The sequence below is a fragment of the Bifidobacterium sp. LH_558 genome, assembly GCF_056356295.1.
Map to the genome: position 1 here is coordinate 1 of NZ_JBKETZ010000012.1, position 20,312 is coordinate 20,312.

General features: G+C 56.3%; 14 protein-coding genes and 3 pseudogenes. 11 read left to right on the forward strand and 6 right to left on the reverse strand.

What is annotated here, in order from left to right:
• The 3 genes and pseudogenes from AC1AV0_RS10720 to AC1AV0_RS10730 all read left to right on the forward strand — a co-directional run.
• The coding region (locus tag AC1AV0_RS10720) for a Mu transposase domain-containing protein (protein WP_476573845.1) at positions 1 to 1,079 on the forward strand (1,079 nt) is incomplete at its 5' end.
• On the forward strand, positions 1,076 to 1,897 hold the full coding sequence (gene istB, locus AC1AV0_RS10725; protein ID WP_476573847.1) for an IS21-like element helper ATPase IstB: 822 nt from the start codon (positions 1,076 to 1,078) through the stop codon (positions 1,895 to 1,897). The genes AC1AV0_RS10720 and istB (AC1AV0_RS10725), both read left to right, overlap by 4 nt.
• Positions 1,898 to 1,977: 80 nt before the next feature.
• Positions 1,978 to 2,755 (forward strand): annotated as a pseudogene (locus tag AC1AV0_RS10730) (IS256 family transposase); the annotation flags it as partial.
• A 108-nt stretch (positions 2,756 to 2,863) separates the two neighbouring features.
• Here the strand turns inward: AC1AV0_RS10730 and istB (AC1AV0_RS10735) are convergent.
• The gene (gene istB, locus AC1AV0_RS10735; RefSeq protein WP_476573849.1) at positions 2,864 to 3,643 is read right to left on the reverse strand and encodes an IS21-like element helper ATPase IstB; all 780 of its coding nucleotides are present in this window, start codon (positions 3,641 to 3,643) and stop codon (positions 2,864 to 2,866) included.
• The gene (gene istA / locus AC1AV0_RS10740) at positions 3,633 to 5,096 is read right to left on the reverse strand and encodes an IS21 family transposase (RefSeq protein ID WP_476573851.1); all 1,464 of its coding nucleotides are present in this window, start codon (positions 5,094 to 5,096) and stop codon (positions 3,633 to 3,635) included. The genes istB (AC1AV0_RS10735) and istA overlap by 11 nt, the downstream gene beginning before the upstream one ends.
• A 171-nt stretch (positions 5,097 to 5,267) precedes the next feature.
• Between istA and AC1AV0_RS10745 the strand changes: the two are divergent.
• Positions 5,268 to 5,678 (forward strand): annotated as a pseudogene (locus tag AC1AV0_RS10745) (transposase); the annotation flags it as partial.
• Positions 5,679 to 6,138: 460 nt separating this feature from the next.
• On the opposite strand, the gene AC1AV0_RS10750 reads toward AC1AV0_RS10745, so the two are convergent.
• Positions 6,139 to 7,338 carry an acyltransferase family protein gene (locus AC1AV0_RS10750; RefSeq protein ID WP_476573853.1) on the reverse strand — a complete coding sequence of 400 codons (1,200 nt, stop codon included), beginning with the start codon at positions 7,336 to 7,338 and terminating at the stop codon, positions 6,139 to 6,141.
• Positions 7,339 to 7,694: 356 nt separating this feature from the next.
• Between AC1AV0_RS10750 and AC1AV0_RS10755 the strand changes: the two are divergent.
• The 4 genes and pseudogenes from AC1AV0_RS10755 (at position 7,695) to AC1AV0_RS10770 (ending at position 12,008) form a co-directional block, all read left to right on the forward strand.
• Positions 7,695 to 9,412, forward strand: a pseudogene (locus tag AC1AV0_RS10755) (sugar transferase).
• 21 nt (positions 9,413 to 9,433) lie between these two features.
• Positions 9,434 to 11,218, forward strand: a complete 1,785-nt coding sequence (locus tag AC1AV0_RS10760) for a DUF4012 domain-containing protein (protein WP_476573855.1) — start codon at positions 9,434 to 9,436, stop codon at positions 11,216 to 11,218.
• Between the two features lie 74 nt (positions 11,219 to 11,292).
• Positions 11,293 to 11,532: a type II toxin-antitoxin system TacA family antitoxin gene (locus AC1AV0_RS10765; RefSeq protein ID WP_476573857.1), complete on the forward strand. Its 240-nt coding sequence runs from the start codon at positions 11,293 to 11,295 to the stop codon at positions 11,530 to 11,532.
• Positions 11,529 to 12,008 (forward strand): GNAT family N-acetyltransferase, encoded by a 480-nt coding sequence (locus AC1AV0_RS10770; RefSeq protein ID WP_476573859.1) that lies wholly within the window; start codon positions 11,529 to 11,531, stop codon positions 12,006 to 12,008. The genes AC1AV0_RS10765 and AC1AV0_RS10770 overlap by 4 nt, the downstream gene beginning before the upstream one ends.
• Positions 12,009 to 12,033: 25 nt before the next feature.
• On the opposite strand, the gene AC1AV0_RS10775 is transcribed toward AC1AV0_RS10770, so the two are convergent.
• Positions 12,034 to 12,972: a bacteriophage abortive infection AbiH family protein gene (locus tag AC1AV0_RS10775; RefSeq protein WP_476573861.1), complete on the reverse strand. Its 939-nt coding sequence runs from the start codon at positions 12,970 to 12,972 to the stop codon at positions 12,034 to 12,036.
• A 195-nt stretch (positions 12,973 to 13,167) separates the two neighbouring features.
• Here AC1AV0_RS10775 and AC1AV0_RS10780 point away from each other — a divergent pair, with 195 nt between their 5' ends.
• The 3 genes from AC1AV0_RS10780 (at position 13,168) to AC1AV0_RS10790 (ending at position 16,426) form a co-directional block, all read left to right on the forward strand.
• Positions 13,168 to 13,659: a helix-turn-helix domain-containing protein gene (locus AC1AV0_RS10780; protein ID WP_476573863.1), complete on the forward strand. Its 492-nt coding sequence runs from the start codon at positions 13,168 to 13,170 to the stop codon at positions 13,657 to 13,659.
• A 234-nt stretch (positions 13,660 to 13,893) separates the two neighbouring features.
• The gene (locus AC1AV0_RS10785; RefSeq protein ID WP_476573865.1) at positions 13,894 to 15,624 is read left to right on the forward strand and encodes a GH25 family lysozyme; all 1,731 of its coding nucleotides are present in this window, start codon (positions 13,894 to 13,896) and stop codon (positions 15,622 to 15,624) included.
• A 76-nt stretch (positions 15,625 to 15,700) separates the two neighbouring features.
• Positions 15,701 to 16,426 (forward strand): excalibur calcium-binding domain-containing protein, encoded by a 726-nt coding sequence (locus AC1AV0_RS10790; protein WP_476573871.1) that lies wholly within the window; start codon positions 15,701 to 15,703, stop codon positions 16,424 to 16,426.
• A gap of 87 nt (positions 16,427 to 16,513) precedes the next feature.
• Here AC1AV0_RS10790 and AC1AV0_RS10795 read toward each other — a convergent pair whose 3' ends face one another.
• Both AC1AV0_RS10795 and AC1AV0_RS10800 read right to left on the reverse strand, forming a co-directional pair.
• The gene (locus AC1AV0_RS10795; protein ID WP_476573867.1) at positions 16,514 to 17,464 is read right to left on the reverse strand and encodes a glycosyltransferase family 2 protein; all 951 of its coding nucleotides are present in this window, start codon (positions 17,462 to 17,464) and stop codon (positions 16,514 to 16,516) included.
• A gap of 17 nt (positions 17,465 to 17,481) precedes the next feature.
• The gene (locus AC1AV0_RS10800; protein WP_476573869.1) at positions 17,482 to 20,100 is read right to left on the reverse strand and encodes a hypothetical protein; all 2,619 of its coding nucleotides are present in this window, start codon (positions 20,098 to 20,100) and stop codon (positions 17,482 to 17,484) included.
• Positions 20,101 to 20,312 lie beyond the last annotated feature (212 nt).

Consider the following 20,312-nt stretch of genomic DNA (forward strand, 5'->3'; position numbering starts at 1 on the left):
TGCAGATGGACTTCGGTCTGGCCAAGGCGCGGCTGGCGGGCGAATGGGTGGACGACCATTGCCTGGTCGTCACGTTCCCGCATTCGAACAAGCGGTACGCGGCGAGCCTGCCCGCCGAGAACGCGGAATGCATCTGCGAGGGCCTGACCTCGATATTCGAGCACATCGGCGGCGTCCCGCACACGCTCGTGATCGACAACGCGTCCGGCGCGGGCCATCGCGACTCTAGGGGGAACGTGACCTTGTCGCGCGTGTTCGAGGCGTTCGTCAGCCACCATCGCCTCGACGTGCGCTTCTGCAACCCGTACTCGGGCAACGAGAAGGGCAGCGTGGAGAACGCGGTCGGGTTCCTGCGGCGCAACCTCATGGTCCCGCCCATGGCGGCCGAGACCCACGAACAGCTCACCCGGCTCATGCTCGCCAAATGCGACGAACTCGGCGAACAGGTCCATTACCGCGCCCTGGAGCCGATCGACGTGCTGTTCGCCGACGATTTGAAGGCGTTGCGCCCGCTGCCCTCGTGCCGGTTCGACGCGGTCAGATGGGAGACCCGCAAGGCCGACAAGTACGGGTGCGTCGAGATCGACTCCAACCGCTACCAGATCGGCCCCGCGCTGCACGGCAGAAGGGTCGACGTCGCCATCCGCGCCACAAGCGTCACCGTCAAGGATCCGGACGGGCGCACAATCGCGGAGCTCTCCCGCGTCTACGGCAGATCGTCGCGCACGATCCAGGATCCCGCCACGGTGTTCCCTCTGCTCGCGCGCAAACCCGGCGCGTGGCGCGACTGCTCGATCCGCCCCGACGTGCCCGACGACGTGAGGGAACGGCTCGACCAGGCCGACGACAAGACCCTCAAGGCCAGTCTCAGTGCCATCGCCAGGGCCTGCGAGGCCGCGGGCTTCGAACCGGCGATGCGGGCCGCCGGCCATCTCATCCGACACGGATGCGATTTCTCCGAGGCCGATATGACGATCCTGGCCAGACGCATCGCGGAAGGCGACATCGACTACGGCGGCGACCTGCCCGACCTCGGCGCCTACGACAGGTTCAACCGGCCCGGAAAGGAGACCGCATGAGCACCAGACCCGAACCACAGATCCCCGAGACCCGCAGGCGCAGGGCCGACACCATCGCCACAAGCCAGCGCATCATGGCGATGAGCAAGCAACTGACCCTGACCCGCAGCGTGCTCGCCAACACGCTGGCCGAGGCCACGCCCGCCCAGCTCGACTTCATCGAACGATGGTTCCAAGCCGAACTCGAATCGCGCGACCGGGCCAAACGCGCCCGGCTGATGAAGACGGCGGGGTTCCCGTCCGACAAGGAGCTCGACGGATACGACTGGACCAACCTGGACATGCCCGCCGACTGGGGACGGAGCCAGCTCGAAGGCCTCGAATTCGTCGGGAAAGCCGAGGACCTCGTGCTCTACGGGCCGGTCGGCACCGGCAAAAGCCATCTCGCCATCGCGTTGGGACGGGCCGCGTGCCGGGCCGGGATACCGGTGAGGTTCTTCACCGCCTCAAGCCTGGTCATGCGCCTGAGACGCGCCAAGGCGGACAACCGGCTCGACAGGGAGCTCGCCGCCATCGCCAAGGCCCGCCTCATCATCATCGACGAGCTCGGATACATCCCCATCGACGAGGAGGGCAGCCGCCTCCTCTTCCAGGTCATATCCGACTCCTACGAGACAAGGAGCGTCGTCTACACCACCAACATCGAATTCTCCGGATGGGCCAGGGTGTTCGGCGACCCGAACATGGCCGCCGCGGTCGTGGACCGCACCGTCCACCACGGCAGGCTCATCCGCTTCAAGGGCGAAAGCTACCGCAGCCGCAACGCCCTCATGGATAACGTCCGTCTTTTTGCGCACTTTTGGTTTGTGTTGATGTGAGAGAGGCATGGCCCGCGCCCTGATACGATTTCAGTCGCCAGACAAAGAAAACCGCGATTGGAAAGAGGTATCGCAGGACCATGCCCGAGAGCACCATCATACAGATTGATCGTCCCATGCTCGAGTCGAAGCTCGATCGTCTCGTGACCGCCAAGGTCACCGAGATCCTGAACGCGATGCCCGGGCGCCGAGGCCGACAGGATCGCCGGGGCCGCCAGATACGAGCGCAGCGGCGAACGCAGGGCGAACCGCGCCGGTCACTACGAGCGCAAGCTCGTCGCGAAGGCCGGATCCATGACCGCCAGGATTCCCAAACTGAAGGGCGCTTTGTTCGAGTCCGCCGTGATCGAACGCTACCGCCGGCGCGAGTCGAGCGTCGAGGAGGCGCTGGTCGAGATGTACCTGGCGGGCGTGAGCACGCGCAGGGTCGACGACATCAGCCAACTGCTGTGGGGCGAGCGGATGCCCTCCCAGACCCTGAGCGACAAGCTCAAGAAGGTGTATGCCGATATCGAGGAATGGCGCAGCCGCCCGTTGGAGGGCGAGTATCCGTACGTGTTCGTTGACGGCGTGTGGCACAAACGCAGTTGGGGCGGCAGCGTGGGAAGCGTGAGCGTGCTCGTCGCCATAGGCGTCGACGCCGACGGTCACCGGGAGGTCATCGGCGTGGCGGAGGGCATGAAGGAGGATTGCGCCAGCTGGGAGTCGTTCTTCAGGTCCATGATCGAACGCGGCCTGAAAGGCGTGCGCCTCGTCGTGGGCGACTGTTGCGCGGGGCTCGTCGCCACGGTGGAGGCGATGCTGCCGCACGCCGCCTACCAGCGGTGCATGGTGCACTTCATGCGCAACGTCGTCTCCTGTATTTCGTCAAATTTTGTTGGTCATGTTCTGCACTTTTTCTGAACACCGTCGGCGTTCAAATTGAACACGGTCGGCGGTTGGTTCCTTGTTTGTTGTTGTGTTTGGTTATCTCATGAGCGAGTGTCTGTTCCTGTAGGATTCGCCGTGGAACCTGACGATGCGTCCGTGGTGGACGATGCGGTCGATGACCGCGGCGGCCATGTCGCCGTCGCCGAACACGTCGGCCCACCGGCTGAATTCCAGGTTCGAGGTGAAGATGATGCTCCTCCTTTCGTACGAGTCCGCGATGACCTGGAACAGGAGCCGGGCCCCGTCGATGTCGATGGGCAGGTAGCCGAGCTCGTCGATGACGATCAGCCCGGCCCTGCCGATCGCTTTGAGTTCGGCGTCGAGCCGGTTCTCGTCCTTCGCGCGTCGCAGGCGCATGACCAGGCCCGAGGCGGTGAAGAACCTGACCGGGATCATGCGCTGGCAGGCGAGGATCCCGATGGCGATGGCGAGGTGGGTCTTGCCGCATCCCACGTCGCCGTAGAGCACGAGGTCCTCGGCCCGGTCTATGAACTCCAGGCTGGTCAGTTGCTCGCGGCCCCAGCCGGCGGGGAACGAGGCCATGCTCCAGTCGTAGCCGTCCAGGCTTTTCTCCTGGGGGAACATGGCCTGCTTCGTCAGGCGGAGCCGTTTGCCCTCGGCGCGGCTGGCGTTCTCGGCGGCGAACAGGTTCGCGAGGAATCCCAGTTGGCCCGGGGTCGCGTCGGCGACCGCGTCCCTGGGCACCGCCTTGGTCAGCGGCAGGTTGCGGGCGAGGTCCATGACCTGTTCGGGGGTGGATTTGTCGACCGTCCGGCCGCCGCGACGGCCCGTGGACGCGCTTCCGTCACCGCTCATCACGCGCCTCCATGTACTTGTCGTAGCGTTTCAGATCGGCGGAGGAATCGCCTGAACCGCCTTGCAGGATGCGTCTGGCGGTCGTCTCGATCGCGGCCCGGTCGAGGCTCCTGCCCGCGTCGATGACCATGGCCGCGGCCTTGACGGTGGCGGCGAAGCCGCATGACGCCGAAACCGCCCGGATGTCGTCGATCAGGTCCCTTCTGGCCCGCCCGTCCATGCGGTCGAGCAGGTCGCGCACGGGTTGCGGGAAATCGCCGCGTATCGGGCTTTCTCCCCACACGCGCGGCTTGCGCGCGATGATCGCGAGCAGCGCGGAGGGATTCAGCCGCGTCCTCGTCTCGTGCCCCCACGCGCGCTCCAACGTGATGATGCGTCCTCCGTCCGGGTCGCGCAGCTCGATCTCGAACGCGCGCACCCCGGCCTTCAGACGCGCGGAACGCCATTTCGGACCGGCGAGGTACCGGTTGCCGTCGACGGTGACCGTGCCGGTTTTGTCGGCTTTGACCATCCGCCAGTCGCACGCGTCGAACCGCGCGCCCGGCAACGGGATCATGTGGTCGAGCTCCGTTTCGAACAGGTCGCGCACCGGCTCGTCCTTGCGGTAGTGGTCGCGTCCGGCGATCCGGTCGCATTCGGCGAGCCACGCGGCGGAAAGCGCCTCCATGCTCTCCGCCGAGGGCACGGGCACCATCAGGTTGCGCCTCACGAAACCGACCGCGTTCTCCACGCTGCCTTTCTCATGGCCCGAATACGGGTTGCAGAACCTGGCCTCGAACCCGTAGTGCGCGCACAGCAGGGAGAACAGACGGGTCTGGGTGACGGTGCCGTCCGGATTGCGGTGCCCGGCGCCGGCGGCGTTGTCGACCGCCAGCACCCGAGGAACCATGCCGATATACGCGAACACCACGGCGAGCCCGTGGCACAGGCATTCCGCGGTCTCTGCCGGCAACGCCACCACGTAGCGCATGTTGGAGTACGGGAACGAGACCGCCAGGAAATGCACCACGACCTCCACGCCCTTGACCACGGCCCTGGCCTGGCCGAAATCGGCCTGCGCCGAGCCCGGGGCCCATTCCAGTTCCGCGAATCCCTCCGATTCGTCCGCGTGCGCCACGCGCCAGCGGTGGACCCAACGCTGCACCGAGGGATACTCGCCCGGGAAACCGCATTCCGCGACGAGCCGCTCGTGCACCCGCACGGCCGTGTGCCTCTGCTTCATCGGCAGTCGCAGATCCGCGGTGAGCCAGCCGTCCACGATGTCGGCCCAGCCCTGGTCCACCAGGGAACGCCCCGTCCCCGACCCGCCGGATCGCGGCGAGTAGTCGTCCTTGTTGGCGTACTTGGCCACCGTGGTCCGGGACAAACCCAGTTCCCTGGCGATCTGCGAATGGTTCATGCCCCTCGCCTCCAACTGCCTGATAGTCTGTTGAACACGCATCGGTGTCGTCATTCCTTTCCTCCCGAGAACCTCGAATGGTTGCTAGCACTCGGGAATCTACCAAGGAACCGGCATCGGTGCCCTCACCCGCATCCGACGCCCTCCGCCGACACCGTACAAAATGAACGCAGAAAGTGTTCACGAATCAGTGCAGACACCGACCAAAAACATTTGAACATAGACATCTCCAAGACCAGCCGGGCGCACATGAGATGGGCCGGGAACGCGCTCAAGGCTGTCTTCGCGATGGAGGACCGCGGATCGGCCCTCGCCAAGGCCGAAAGCGTCGCCGCCGAACTGGAGTCCAGGAAGCTCAAGGCGGCGGCCAACTGCCTGAGGGAGGGCATCCGGGAGACGACCGCCTACTACGCGTTCCCCGCCGAGCACTGGCGGCGGATCCGCACCAACAACACGCTCGAACGATTGAACAGGGAGATACGACGCAGGACCCGCGTCGTCGGCGGCTTCCCCGACGGCGACAGCGCGCTCATGCTCGCGTGCGCCAGAATCCGCCACATCGTCTCCACCGAATGGTCCACACGCCGCTATCTCGACATGTCCCGGCTCGATGACAACCTACAGGCAGCGAACTGAACACCGCACCAGGAACGGGCGGAACCAAAAGTGCGCAAGATATCGGGCACTACCCCCTCATGACCAAATAACCAAAACAAACCAAGGCGGCGGGCGAACCCGAAGGACGATCATCCTGCGGAAAACCCGCTGCACATCCTGCGGAAAACAACACGACCATCCAGCCGACACGAACTTGACAAAAGACAACCGCGAACGCTGCGAGCGGTGGGCGAACCGGATCGGCCCCGACTGCGCGGCAGTGATAGGCGGGCTGTTCGCCAAGGAACGCCTCGACGAGCAGGGCGTCGAACCCGCGCTGGCGGTCCTGCGCCTGTCGAATCGGTATTCCGCGCGACGCCTGGAGAACGCGTGCGCATTGGCGTTGCGGTCGATTGTGTTTTGTCAAGTTCGTGTCGGCAGGAGGGGCTGAGGACGTTTTTCTTGGAGATGATTCCTATGCGGTCAGCCCCTATCGCGCTCAGTTCAGCTTGACCATTTGACTGGTAGTATGTGCAAGAGTGCTTGACACTGTTATATCCCACAATTGGTCAAACCATTTGCCGGGATTTCTATCCACAGTAATCGCGAACAGCAGCTGTCGGAGTAAATCTATGGCGATAGCGGCGACATAGAACAATGCTGTGCCGATGATTAGCAGAAGTATCTTGCCCCATCCCTCTATGGGATTTTGATTTAATGCTTGAGTCAGTAGCGCATTGATATTTTTGTCAGTCAAAATTAGATAGACCGCTAAAGTGGATGAGGCAAGTCTGTTAATAGCTGCGTTGTACTTGGGTTTTGCGGTGTTTGCGAGAATAATCAATCCTAGTGCCATAAGAATTGATGGGAGACAAGACGGACAATTGAGCCAGCCTTGCCAAAAAGAATTATTCGGTTTGACGTAATGTATAGGAACCATGCATGCGATTTGAATCAGCGTGCCGCATGCGAAACCAATTATGGCTATTTGTTTGGCGATTTGTCGATTCTCAAGGAGTGCAGGCGTGTGCCAGCGTAAGAAGGTGACAATAATGTACAAATACAAGAATAAGACAATGGAGTAGGCCATGTTTAGTTTCACGATATCCAAGCGGAAAGGCACAAAACCGTACAAAATCAGCAAGAGGCAGACGAGAGTACAGTGCATTTCTTTTGGCAAGGCGCGTAGTCCAGTGGAAAGAAAAGGCAGAATCATGAGAAACAGCATGTAACTGGTGGGAAACCACCAATGTGACGTGGCAAAGGGGAATGCGGCGCGAGCGGCGCTTGCTAGCAAGTATTTGGTCGACACGTCTCCTAAGTTGAAAACATACCCCGCTAACAGATAGATTCCGAACAGCGTTAACGAGTAGAACAGGAGCTGGCGTTCGAGAATCCATACTCGTCTGAGGGAACTGCGGAAACTCGGTGTTCGTTCGCACAGGTACCAAGCGCTGATAATAAAGAATAGACAATCACCGAGGCCTCCAAAATTGGTCAACAAAGAAACAACTTCGTCCTGTGCGAGGCTTGCTCCTTGTCTTACCCCGAATGGGAAGTGATTCAAGGCGATGCAGAACATGGCTAATAGACGCAACGCTTCAACATTAGAATTTCGAGGATACTTGGTTTTGATGTGTGTGTATTCTGCTGTGGTTGGGCGGGAGTGGGCGACAGCTGTCGATAGCTCTGGATGCATGCTGAGTAATCCCCTGAGAGTTTTGGAATGGTGTAGCAGGTTCTCGAAGAGGAGATGAACCCCTTCTCTACAAGACTGGTCAGAATAATACAACGATAACGCGATATGGGATGGTGGCGTTTGTTGGGGCTTTGTTTCAGCCCCTTGATTATGTCGTGAGCCCGAGCTTGCGTCTGCACGCCCAACAAGACAAGACAAATGTGTGAGTTTTGCCATGACATGCTGTCAGTTTTGACATGTGATGGCGAGATAGGGGGTGTGACAAGTAAACTTGCCTAGCAGAATGAGCATTGCTCGGACACCGTTCGCAGTTTGAACGTTGGCCGACGCGTAGAGAAGAACTTGGAGAGTAGAGCATGCAGACCGTGGGCAACCTGCCACAGAACGCTGACTCGGTAGCGGAGAGAACCCGTGAAATCCCCGCTCAAGCCGCAGCGGCTCGCACCAGCAGATCCGCGCATACATTGCGCAAGCTTTCGGGCAGCGTCAATGGAACACCGCCCACACCTCCACCTGCGGCCCGCCCGACCTTCTTCGAAGGAACATACCGCGCCGACTCCCGTGAAGGCAGCAAGCGCCCTGCGTTCAATCCACTGTTCTCGTTGCCGCGGTGGCGCTACCTGTACAACGCCACGTTGGTCGCGCTTGACGCATTGATGATGCTCGTCTCCTGCGCCTTCATGTTTTTGGTTCGTCCTGATGTGCTGGGCACGGTGAACCAACTGATTCCGGGCGGAGTCCTCACCACGTTGGCAATCTTCTGCGGAACGTGGATTCTCGCCCTCGCGTTCACCTCCAGCTATCGACGCCACACCATGGGCGAGGGATACGCGCTGTATGCCAAAGTCGCCTCTGCCATGTTCATCGAGCTCGTGGCCTTGTGCTCCATCGCATACTTCTTCGATCTGGGATTCCCGCGTTGGCTGGTTTGCATCGCCTCAATCGCCAGCGGAGCGCTCACTCTTATCGAACGTTGGCTGATGCGCCGTGCCTTGCACAGCAACCGACGCAAAGGCGAATTCAACTATCCCACGGTGATCGTCGGCTCTCCGGAAGGCATTCACGAAACCATTGACAAGCTCACCACGCAGATAGGTCTGGCCATAGGCTACGCACCTATTGCGGTCTGCTCCGTGGCACAAACTTCGGAGGGAATCGACCCGGATGCCGCCCAGTATCTGGTTTCTGTGCCGTTCACACCCCGCAATGATTTTGAAAAATCCTTGCGTGTGCTGCCGTTGAACTCGCGGCTGCCTCAAACTGCGAAGCGTCTCGGCGCGCAGACCGTGCTGATCACCGACGTGTTCACCCGTGATTCCGAGACACTGCGCACGCTCTCGCTGGCGGTGGAGTCCCTGTGCATGGAGCTCGCCGTCACCGCTGCCGTGGCGGATATCGGCGGCGGGCGCATCCATGTACGTAACAACACTGCCTTGCCGATCATGTCTGCCTCGTTGCCACAATATTCCCTACCTACACGCTTCATGAAGCGTGCAATCGACACGCCGGTTCCCTAGTGGCGCTGATTCCGGGTTCCATTTTCATGCTGATCACCGCCATCGCCATTAAGCTCGAGGACGGTGGCCCCGTGTTCTACAAGCAGGAGCGTATCGGCATCTACGGCGAACCGTTCAACGTGCTAAAAATGCGTTCCATGCGTATCGACGCGGACAAGCACGACGCCGAAGTGGCCGCCGCCGCAGGCGTCGAACTTGGTGCCACGTTCAAAGTCAAAGACGATCCCCGTATCACCAAGGTGGGCAAATTCATCCGCAAGACTTCCATCGATGAGATTCCGCAGTTCATCAACGTGCTGCGCGGAGACATGTCGCTGGTCGGGCCTCGACCGCAGCGCCAATACGAGGTGGATCAGTATTCATCACTGTATTCCACCCGTCTGCTGGTTCGTCCCGGCATCACCGGGCCCTGGCAGATCTCCGGCCGTAACAATCTCTCCCAGCAGGATGCGGAGTTCCTTGATGTGAACTACGTGGAGAACTGGTCGTTGATGACGGATATTGCCATTCTTATTAAGACTGTGGGTGTAGTCTTGCGCGGAGATGGAGCGTATTAACACCGACCACAGGAGTTTTTGATGGCCCGTATGCGTACCAAGCGTATCGTTCATGCCCGCGCATTGCCTCGGAAGAAGCGCACCGTACGCCACGTAGTGCTGGCGTTTCTGCTGCTCCTGATTCTTGTGGGCGGATGCTGCGGATTCATGATGTTCAAATCGGCCATGAGTGCGAAGAACCATCTCAACAATGTGATCGCCACCGCGCAGTCGCTCAACGGCGGAGATATGGCCGACGCGCTCACCAACATCGGTTCATCGGTGGAGTCCATCCAAACGGAAGCGGCTGCGGCCAAGCAAGACGTTGCCGGCCCGTTGTGGTCGTTGGCGGAGCTGACGCCGGTGGTGGGATCAGATATCGCTTCGGTACGTTCCGCCGTCAATACGTTGGACGATTTCGCGCAGACCACGCTGCCCCAGCTGCAGCAGGCGATGAATACCCTGACCGGCTCTTCGCTTTCTAACGGTGACGGCGGCCTGAACATGGGACCGATCATCACTGTGGCGAATCAGCTTACCGTAGCTAACGATTCTCTGGCCGCGCAGGCGCAAACGATCAACGACCTGCCCGACGCGAAAATCGGTTTGGTGCAGGATGCCTTATCCAAAGGAAAAACCCAACTCACTGCAGTCGCCGACAAAGTGAACCAGCTCACCGGCATTGTGAACATGCTGCCCAGCTTCCTCGGCGCGGATGGCGCACGCAACTACGTGCTGTTGGCCCAAACCAATTCCGAGATTCGTGGTGCGGGCGGCATGGTTGGCTCGGTAGGCTCGTTCAGTGCGGATAACGGCAAGATTTCCGTGGGTGAATTCCATGCGAACACTCAATTCAGCGGCAACGCCACCGACCAGATCGGCGAGGGTGAAAGCACGCTGTATTCCGACATGTATTTCGGCACCGCGATCCATAACATCACGTCCTCACCTGATTTTCCGCAAGTGGCCCGCATGGCCAGCGAGTTCTGGGAACAGCAGTCCTTCGGAGGCGATTCGGACGGCGTGATGTCGCTCGACCCAGTGGCATTGCAGGCCATGATTGGCGCGACCGGCTCCGTGACTCTGTCGGACGGCCGAGTGCTCGACGACACCAACACCGCGGACTTCCTGCTCAATGGAGCGTATCTGGAGCTCTCCGAGGAAGCGCAGGACTCCTACTTCTCCGAAACAGCCTCACAGGTGATTGCGAATATGTTCACTAACATGGACTCCGCCAAGATGATGAACCTGGCCAAGGCCCTGATGAACATGGCCGAACAGCGCCACTTCTATTTCTGGTCGTTCCATGACGAGGATGTTGAGACGTTGCGTAACGCCGGCTTGACCGGAGAGATCAACAACAGCGAATCCGATTCGACCGTCGGTCTGTATCTCAACGAAATGTACGCGTCGAAACTGGACTACTACGTGAATCGCCATACGGTGGTCGAGCAGACCGGCACCAATGCCGACGGCAGCGCCACCTACCATGTGACCACCACGCTCACCAACACCATGACCACGGCGCTCAACGCCACTGTTCCGCGGTATATCAACCACCTCACTCCCAACGGCACCGCCGGCAACCGCACCATGATTTTCGCGCCCACGGGCGGCACCGTATCGAATATCACTGCTTCCAACGGTGCCCAGTTCACGCAGGTCGATGCCTACGGACGCACGGTGTATCTGGGACAGCTCGACATCCCCGTGGAAACCACCATCACCCTGGAATGGGACGTGACCACGCAGGCCGGAGCGGATCAGCTGCAGCTCGATCAGACGCCGACCTGCAACAGCAATCCTGGCGTTGAATACCGGTACTAAGTACCGTAATTATTGCGAAGCATTTTGCTGTACACATAATGAATGTGTCCACACATATCGAAAAGAGCTCACAGATGAACTTGCGCTTGACAGAGGAGCAGAAAAGCCTTATCAAGCGCGCCGCAGCGTTGCGCGATATGTCGTTGACGCAATGGTCGCTGGGCAATTTCGTCGACTCCGCGCGCAGGGATATCGAGAACGCCACCACGCTGCGTCTGTCCGATGAGGCATTCGATGCGTTCCTCAAGGCGCTCGACGAGCCCATGCCGCAGTCCACGCGTGACCTGCTTGACGAGGAGCCGATCTGGGCATGAGCGAATTCCTTCCACCGAGACGTCTTGAGGAATCCGATGACATTGCGGGTTTTGAAAGTGGGCTGCCGGTCATCGACGGTTGGCTTCACAGCAGGGGGCTTCGCGCTCGACGCAGCGGTACCGCCGTCGTGTACGCCACATGGGAGAAGGGCGGTCCGCTGGCTGGTTTCTACACGCTCGGCGCGTATTCCATAAGCCGTGATGAGGTCTCCGGCGGATGGCTGCGCCGCAATACGCCGGTGCAAGTGCCGGTGATTCTTCTCGGCATGCTCGGCGTCGGCATCAGATACCAGCGTTGCGGCATAGGCAAGCATCTGCTCAGGGACGCGATCCTGCGCGCGGAGTCGGCAGCGCATGTCATCGGAGCAAAGACTCTCATCGTAGAGCCTGTTGGCACTGCCGAGGCGTTCTATCAGAAATACGGATTCCAAGAGATTGCAGGAACCGACTACCTCTACGTCAGACTCGAGCGATAAGAGTCCTCGTAGCCAGCCATCAAGGCTATATCCAGAACAACTTGTCGGACAGAACTATGTAGCTTGTTGGTGGAATGTTCAATTTCTGAGCCATCGTTCGGCAGGCGTGCGCATCAGTAACTTCATGACAGTGAAGCTCCCATAGTGCTCCAGGTATCGCATCGCGAATTGATTCGAAGTATGGATAATCAACTTCGGAGAATGAGTGTCCGATGACCTTGACTGTCGAGAAGCTCAGTCGATGCATGGCGTCGAAGTATTCGTCGTTGTCGGAGATAATCTTTTCTGTATGTTTTTGGGTGAGTTGATGAATTTCCTTTGCGATGCAATTAGTGGCAGCATCGCAAAGACTACCTTCATTTTCGTCGATGAGAATGGGCTGCCCCGGAGCGTGCCCAAAAATAAGGGGTTCGCCAGCTTTGTCGGCTTCGCCATGGATGTGTTTGACATGGAGTCGTGGTATCCCATAGAGGTCTTCAAGCGTATGAGTGTAGTTGAAAGTGAAGAACCAGTCTTCTGTATCGTGTAGTAGCCATTTTGCCTGCGCGGGTGGATCAGCAACATCTTTATCCACTTTGCAAATCCACTTGGAAAGATAGTCGAGGATCGCATTGTGCACGTCATTGCTCTGAAGATAGCCTTCTGCGACTGTTGCGGCATCGGACGCCAATCCGTCGTCCATACCTATGCTGTGTATGTAGCCGTTGACATCAGAGTGAAGAGGAGAACCTTTTCCGCCGACTTTGCCGAGATTCCCCTCGAAGGACTTCCAGAAGTCATCGCTCTCATCGTACATTTCAGCAATCATTTGCATCAGATGTCGTGCTCCACCATCCGCTGTATCTCCGCTGTACGGAGAAGAAGGTTTACTCTGCTTAAGCAGGTATTCCCGAAAATCGCCGTACTTGGTTGGGAGATGGTGTGCGATGTCGAATCCGTTGCCAACTGCAATAAGGCGGCGCATGGGTCTCCTCTCGTCGGTAGTGCCTGAGGTCTTGCGGACTGATTGCCATACTTAGCTGGGCGAAATCATAAAATGCGAAAACCCTAAGGGCTGCTTAGTTTGCATGACCTCTGTTTCGAATATTTCGAATATATGTTATATGATAGGTATGTATTGATTGGGAAGATCGCTCAGTGATGAGATTTGGAGGCTGTAATGTCCGGAAGAGTGTTGTCAGGTAATTCAGTGGCATACTATCCGCAGACTGATGACAAGCGTCAGGTTCTCGATATCAAAGAAACGCTGGACAAGTTCGAGGAAATGCTTCAGCATGAAGACTTCCCCGTCGCTTCGTTGAAGATTGAGGGAGAATCGCCTAGGCCCCTGACGAAGGAGCTTGCGCAGGCGTTATTGCAAGTTGCTAATGGTCTATCTCAAGGTAAGGCCGTTCTTGTGGCTCCTTGCGATATGATGCTCACCACGCAGGATGCGGCGGATATGCTTGGCATGAGCCGTCCAACTTTCGTGAAGCTTCTTGAGTCCGGCAAAATTCCTTACACAAAAGTCGGCCGGCACCGCAGGGTCCGGTTGGATGATTTGCAGGAATACGACAGTTGCCGTCATGAATCATTCATGCAGAGCATGGCAGATTTGAACCGGGATACTGATCCCAGCCTTACCGCACATAACCCCTTAAACAGGGAATAACGCGATGTTTCCGGTATTTTCGTTGGCCTGCTTGTCGGATTCGCAGACCATCCAGCTCCTATCTGTTGAAGTGGTTCGCAGCGATTGCCACGGTGGAATCGATAGCGCGTGAGGGCTCTCAATTGTTAATGATTCGCAAGGTTTAGGGGAGCGCTGTTGGCGAGGGGAGCCGAGTGCATTAGGTTGGAGGATGGATATTCGCCGGGATAGCGATGCCATATGAGGAGAACAACTATGACTGCACATACTTGGAAGCGCGTTGCCGTGCTGACTGTCGCCGGTGCGTTGGCGGTGTCGTTGAGCGCGGTTCCGGCGTACGCCATCACGGATACGGCCTTGGGGGATTCGACGTGGTCGCAATTCGGCTCGCAAGTCCAAACCATCGACGACCAGCAGTTGAGCGATGCGGACAGCATTCCGGACAATCCCACGCAGGAACTGCCCTCCACCGTAAGCGAGGATGTTCCGGACGATGCGACGGTCGTTTCGCCCGAACTGGCGGTGAATGCGGACGGCGAAGTGCAGAACATCGAAACCGGTGAGACGGTGACCGATCCCGAACTGGTCGGCACGCAGTCGCAACAGCCTGATCCGCTCGCCAAAACCGATGGCGAATCCTTCATCCCCGTGCAAGTGGAAGAGGTGCGTCAGAAAGTCGACGCGACGGATTCCGATACGGATGCTGCAGAAGATGCAGAGGATACAGTAGATGATTCCGCCACGTCTGGGAACTCGGATGAGAGTGCGGAATCGTCGCAGTCGCAACAATCCGAGGAAGATTCCGATTCCGTCGAGGGCGATGCGGTGACTCCTTCTATGCTTTCTACAGAAGGCACGGTGCAGCTGACCGCGCTTGGGAACAACTCATATGGCGCCTACTGGGGCACGTACAATGGAACTGCTGCATTCTTCGAGAGCGACGGCACGCTGTTCGTGCAGCAGGCCAAGGGCGTGATTGACGTTTCTGAATGGCAGGGCGCCATCGACTGGCAGGCTGCCAAAAACGCTGGTGTGGAAGGCGCGATCATCCGCATCAGCTATGGTGCCGGCAACGGCCTCGACAAGCAGGCGAAACGCAATATCAGCGAATGCAAGCGCTTGGGTATCCCCTTCGGCATCTACACGTATTCGTACGCCTACAACAACGAACTCGCCGCCAACGAAGGTGACGACATCGTCAGCCTGCTCAAGCAGGTGGGCGTCTCCCCGAGCGATTTGAGCTATCCGGTGTATTACGACCTGGAGAATTGGACTTGGGCCGGCCACAAGCCGCCCACCAGCCCCAGCGTCTACGACGGCATCGTCAACACCTGGTACGCCAAACTGCAGGCCGCCGGATACACGAACCTGGGTGTGTACTCGTACACGAGCTACCTCAAGAGCGCTTTGAACTCCAGCAACATCCACTCCAAAACCACATGGGTGGCCAGCTACGGTTCACGCACCAATTTCGACTACCCCACCAACAGCCGCGGCTGGCAATACACCTCAATCGGAAGGGTGAATGGCATCAGCGGCAATGTGGATCTTAATGCCTTTGGTAATGCCACATATGTGTCTCCGAGCGACACAGCGGTTGTATATCGTATTTACAACATCAATAGCGGTCTGCATCACTACACCGTGAATTACGGTGAGATTCTTGTGCTCCAAAAAATGGGTTGGCGCTATGAGGGTGAATCATTTGTGGCTGCAACTTCTGGTACTCCTGTGTACCGTGTTTACAATCCGAACGACGGTAACCACTTGTATACGGTAAATGGTGCTGAGAAAAACATGCTTGTTCGTCTGGGATGGCACGATGAGGCAATTGCCTGGTACGTGCCTTCGGACGGCGTTGTGCCCGTTTATCGCTTATACAATCCGAACAGCGGAGAACATGTTTACACCACCTCCTATGGCGAATACGTATCGGTGATTAATTCTGGGTGGAAAGGCGAAGGAGTGGCCTGGAAGGGAAAGTAATTCGTTTTTAATTTTGGGGCTACAATGGTGCGCTGAGGGGTTGTTTTTCTTCGCATAAAGATAGGAGATTGCAATGATGAAGGGTATTCGCAGCGCATGGAAGCATTGCTGTGTTGTAGTCGCGGTGTTGTGCGCGTTGCTGTTGGTCGCGCCTGCACCAGGGGCTGTAGCGGCTGATTCCGGTAGGCGCGATATGTACCGCTTGTATAATCCGAATTCGGGTGAGCATTTTTATACGGCGGATGGCAATGAGCGTAATTCGTTGGTTCGGGTTGGTTGGAAGTATGAGGGTATCGGCTGGGTCGCTCCTGTGAGTTCGAATACGCCGGTGTATCGTTTGTATAATCCGAATGCGGGTGATCATCATTACACGACGAGTGGTGGTGAGCGGGATAGTCTCGTGCGTGTGGGTTGGCGTTATGAGGGCATTGGCTGGTATTCGAGTGATGATGTACGTGCGTATCCGTTGTTGCGTCAGTACAATCCGAATGCGAAGGCCGGGGCTCATAATTTCACGTTGAACGGCAATGAGCAGAACATGCTGGTTCGCGCGGGATGGAAAGCCGAAGGCATCGCATGGTACGGTGTGGGCCCAGGTCGTTCTGACTCTATTTCCGTCGGAGGCGGCGGTTCCTCGTCAACGGGGGGGAATAGCGGTTCCTCGCCAACGTATTTCAAGAACTGCACGGAAGCGTGGCGTGCAGGAAAAGCGCCTTTGTATCGTGGAGATCCGGGTTACGGTACTCATCTTGATAGGGATGGTGATGGTATCGCATGCGAGATTAAGCCAGAGGGTGTGTAACATCCATCGTCATTAATTAGCATTTCAAAGACATGAGGACTGGCACCGTTATCCGAGTGCCAGTCCTCATGCATAATGTTTGGTGCGCTAGTTTTTTGGATTGCGGCGCATACATGCAAACTGATTTTTGCTGGTGATGAAAGATTTCCTGCCGTTCTTTGCAATGACGTCCAAAACGATTCCTGCGGAAATGAACACGACTCCAGTGATGATTAACATCATCGCGCCTATCAGTGTAGGGAAGCGTTCTACAATACCTGTTTGGGCGTATTCGGCAGTGACTAAAAGCGTTAACAGCAATCCGACTAGGCTGATAGCCAAGCCACAGCTGCCGAAGAACGGTAAAGGCTTATATTCGCGAATTAGACGGAAGATGGTGCTCAAAACCTTGATGCCATCTCCAACCGTGTCCAGCTTGGAGACTGATCCCTCGGGGCGGTCTCGATATTGCACAGGCATCTCGTAAATGCGCAAATTATTGTCCAAAGAGTGAATGGTCATCTCCGTTTCAACTTCAAACCCTTTGGATAATACTGGGTAGGTTTTCGCAAAAGTGAAATTAAACGCACGGTATCCGGTCATGATATCGGTCACTTTTGCATGGAAAAGCGTATTGATGGAACCGCGGACCAGACGGTTGCCGAAGTTATGGAACGGTCGTTTATTCTCTTGAAAATAAGTGGAACTAAGACGGTCTCCAATCACCATGTCATATCCTTCGAGGATTCTCTGCACCATAGCCGGCGCGGTCTCGGCTGGATATGTGTCGTCTCCATCAGCCATCACATATACGTCTGCGTCGATATCCTCAAACATGGCGCGGATTACATTTCCTTTGCCCTGCCGGGGCTCGTGACACACTACTGCTCCTTCAGAAGCCGCAATCTGTGCTGTTCGATCGGTGCTGTTGTTGTCATACACATATATAGTGGCGTCCGGCAATGCTTGACGAAAATCGCGTACCACTTTACCGATGGTGATTTCTTCGTTATAGCACGGGAGTAATACCGCAACGGTGTTCATTGTGCTGTTATTCATAGTGATACCTTTCGTCGTTAACCTATGAATGCGCGAGTGAGATCTGCGTCGTAGAGAACTGAGAAGATAAAGCCATCAAGAACGAGCAACACGGCGAACATGGAACATATCAATACCCCGATTTGAGTAAGTTGCTGTGAATTCGAGGTGCGCCACGGTTCCAGGGTAGTGGGACTTATGCGTTGCGAACAACACTGGACAATCACGTATATGCAGGCAAAAGCCATGACGGGGATCGCGCACAGATAATATCGGCTGCTATAGCCTCCGGCATAACCATTGTTAATAAAGGAAGCGTACGCTGAGCCGAACATCTGGTACAGCATAACCAGAACCACTGCGGTGAAAGCCATGCACAGATAATCGCGGGAACGATTCCTTCTCATTACATAAAGCGCAAAGGGAATAATCAAAATAGCAAGAACAGCCCCGTATGTGAAAAACTCGCTGGGGCGAGCAACTGCGGTATGCCCCGCGATTGTATACCACGTATCCAGAAATCGCTGGATATAGTACATGCAGTATTCCCAAACTCCCATTTCGAGTCTGGTGTCGATGTTCTGATACATACCGCTTTGCATGTATTCATCCAATGCCAAACCGGCATAACTGGGTTGGACGGTGTGGAATCGAGAATAAAGAACGGCAAAATACGCTATAGGTATCAGATAGAAAGGCAGAGAGGAGGCAAACCGGAGATTGAAGATTCGCTCAGGTTTGCGTTCTTTCACGATGGTGTACAGCACAACGAACACGGCAAGAATGCAGACGATCATGCCGGAGGTGAGTTTCGTGAGTACTGTCGTGCTGATGCCGATGGCGATAAGACTGTATGTCGCGAAATTGTAGCGGTGTTCCAAGAACCGGATGATTCCGAGAATGAAAATCGCAACGGTGAGGAAAGTCAAAGTGTCATTAGAAACACCGGAGATGCCGTAAATAAGGTTTGGCGGTGAAATGATAAGAAGGCCAAATAGAAGATGCAGAATAGGAATCTTTCGGATGCGGGTAAAACCGATGTAGAAGAGCAAAAGAATCGCAAGCAATCCGATACAGAAAGAGATTGTGCGCAATCTATTGAGATTAAACGTGACCACTGTACCATCGACGGATAGCTGCCCCAAGAATCTCATAATGAGGTAATACAGCGGAGGATGTCCCAAATAATTGAACTGGGTCTGCACGGCGGTGTCTATACCTGTCGCAGTGCTTGAGTAAATGCCCATCCGTGAAAAATCGGGGATGATCCCGCCCTCCTTCTCCAAAAAAGCGATATAGGAGAGGTGAGCCTGTTCATCGGCAAATCCTTGGACATTTGCCTGGTAAATGTGATTTTGGAAGATGATATAGGGGAAGAGAATAGCGTAGTTAAAGAGTGAGACGAGCATCTGTGTTTGTTGCCGACGATAGCGTGTTGCAAGAATATTGATTCCGAGAACAATGACCAAAGCGGCAATAATTATCGTGATGTATTCTCGGTAAGGCATCCCGTTATACCCTGCGCTGACAACGAGATACTGCTCGTCCTCGGTCATATCTCCTGTGATTTGCGCGGCGGTAATCGTTCCGTCGCTCTGAGAGATTGTTCCCACGCTAAACGCTAATGATGACGGTTTGTCAGATGCCTCTTTATGAAGTGTTATCGTGAGCGGATGCCCGGCCAGCCCATGAACCTGCAAGGGAATGCGGATGGCATCAAGCTCTGCGTTGAGGAGATCTGGCGTTACACGCCCGCTGAACAGTGAAGTGGTGTCGTTATCCGTAGTGATGGTGAGTGTGTAGACATCCTGGAATTCCTGCGGGGATTTGTACACGTCAGAGTATTTCGAATCCTGTTCGTCAGCAGGACTTACGGAATAAGCAAGTTCGACCGGCAGTTCGATGTAGTCAATATAATCGCCTTTGATGAGCAGCGTCTGTTGGAGCTCGAATTCATTTGCTGTGATTGGGGCGGTCTCATCGTATTGGAACTGGGTGTTCTGGCTGATTGGTTGTTTGACCAGCCATACATTGCATGTGACGCCTATAAGCAACACCGCTACCACGGTTCCTGCAGTGAAAATGCGGATATCAGCAGTTTTGCAGAAGGTTTTTCGAAGTAGGAAAACCGTATACGCAATGAGCAGTACGCCAAGCAAGAAGAATTTGATAGGAGCCAGTAATGATGCGTTGTGTTGTATTTTTTGAAGCGAAGATTCATCAAGGGCGATGACGCTTGTGTTCCCGTCTGAATCAGAGCTCACGACAATGTGGTCAGCTGGCACGCTGTGCACTGTGTAGGATATCTGATCGGTGATCACCATTCTGGCTGTGAATGATGAGACTGAAGCGTTGGCGCCTTCGACGGTTATCGACAGGGATTGGGAATCCTGATTGATGGAGTCAACTCTGATGGACGCTGTGCCGTTCCTGACAAAAGCGGTCTGGCTACTATATTCCGGAAGGTTTTCCGTTCCTTCGAACTGAAAAGTTGCGGATGCGCCAGGCTCAACGGACTGCCCAAAGGAAAGTTCGTAGTGAAGGTTGCCACTCGACATAGGTAATAGGCAAATCAGTGCCATAAGGACGAGCGCGGCAACAGTAACAATACTTAGCTGCTTGTGCTGCTTCAATGCAGTTGGGAGATGTAATGCCATGTCGTTGGTTCTTCCTCGGTGCCCTCGCGTCCGTCACATGTCTTGTTCCGCCCAACTCTACATTCGGGAGTCGATTAGAGCGTTGCAAGATGTGCTTTGGCCGAGGTTCGTCATTAATAAGTGAGCGCGTAATCGTTGTTCGTTTGTCGTAATGGGTGAGCGCGAAACGGTGCCTGCGATCTATTTGTCGTTTTGTCCGGCGTCGGCGCGCA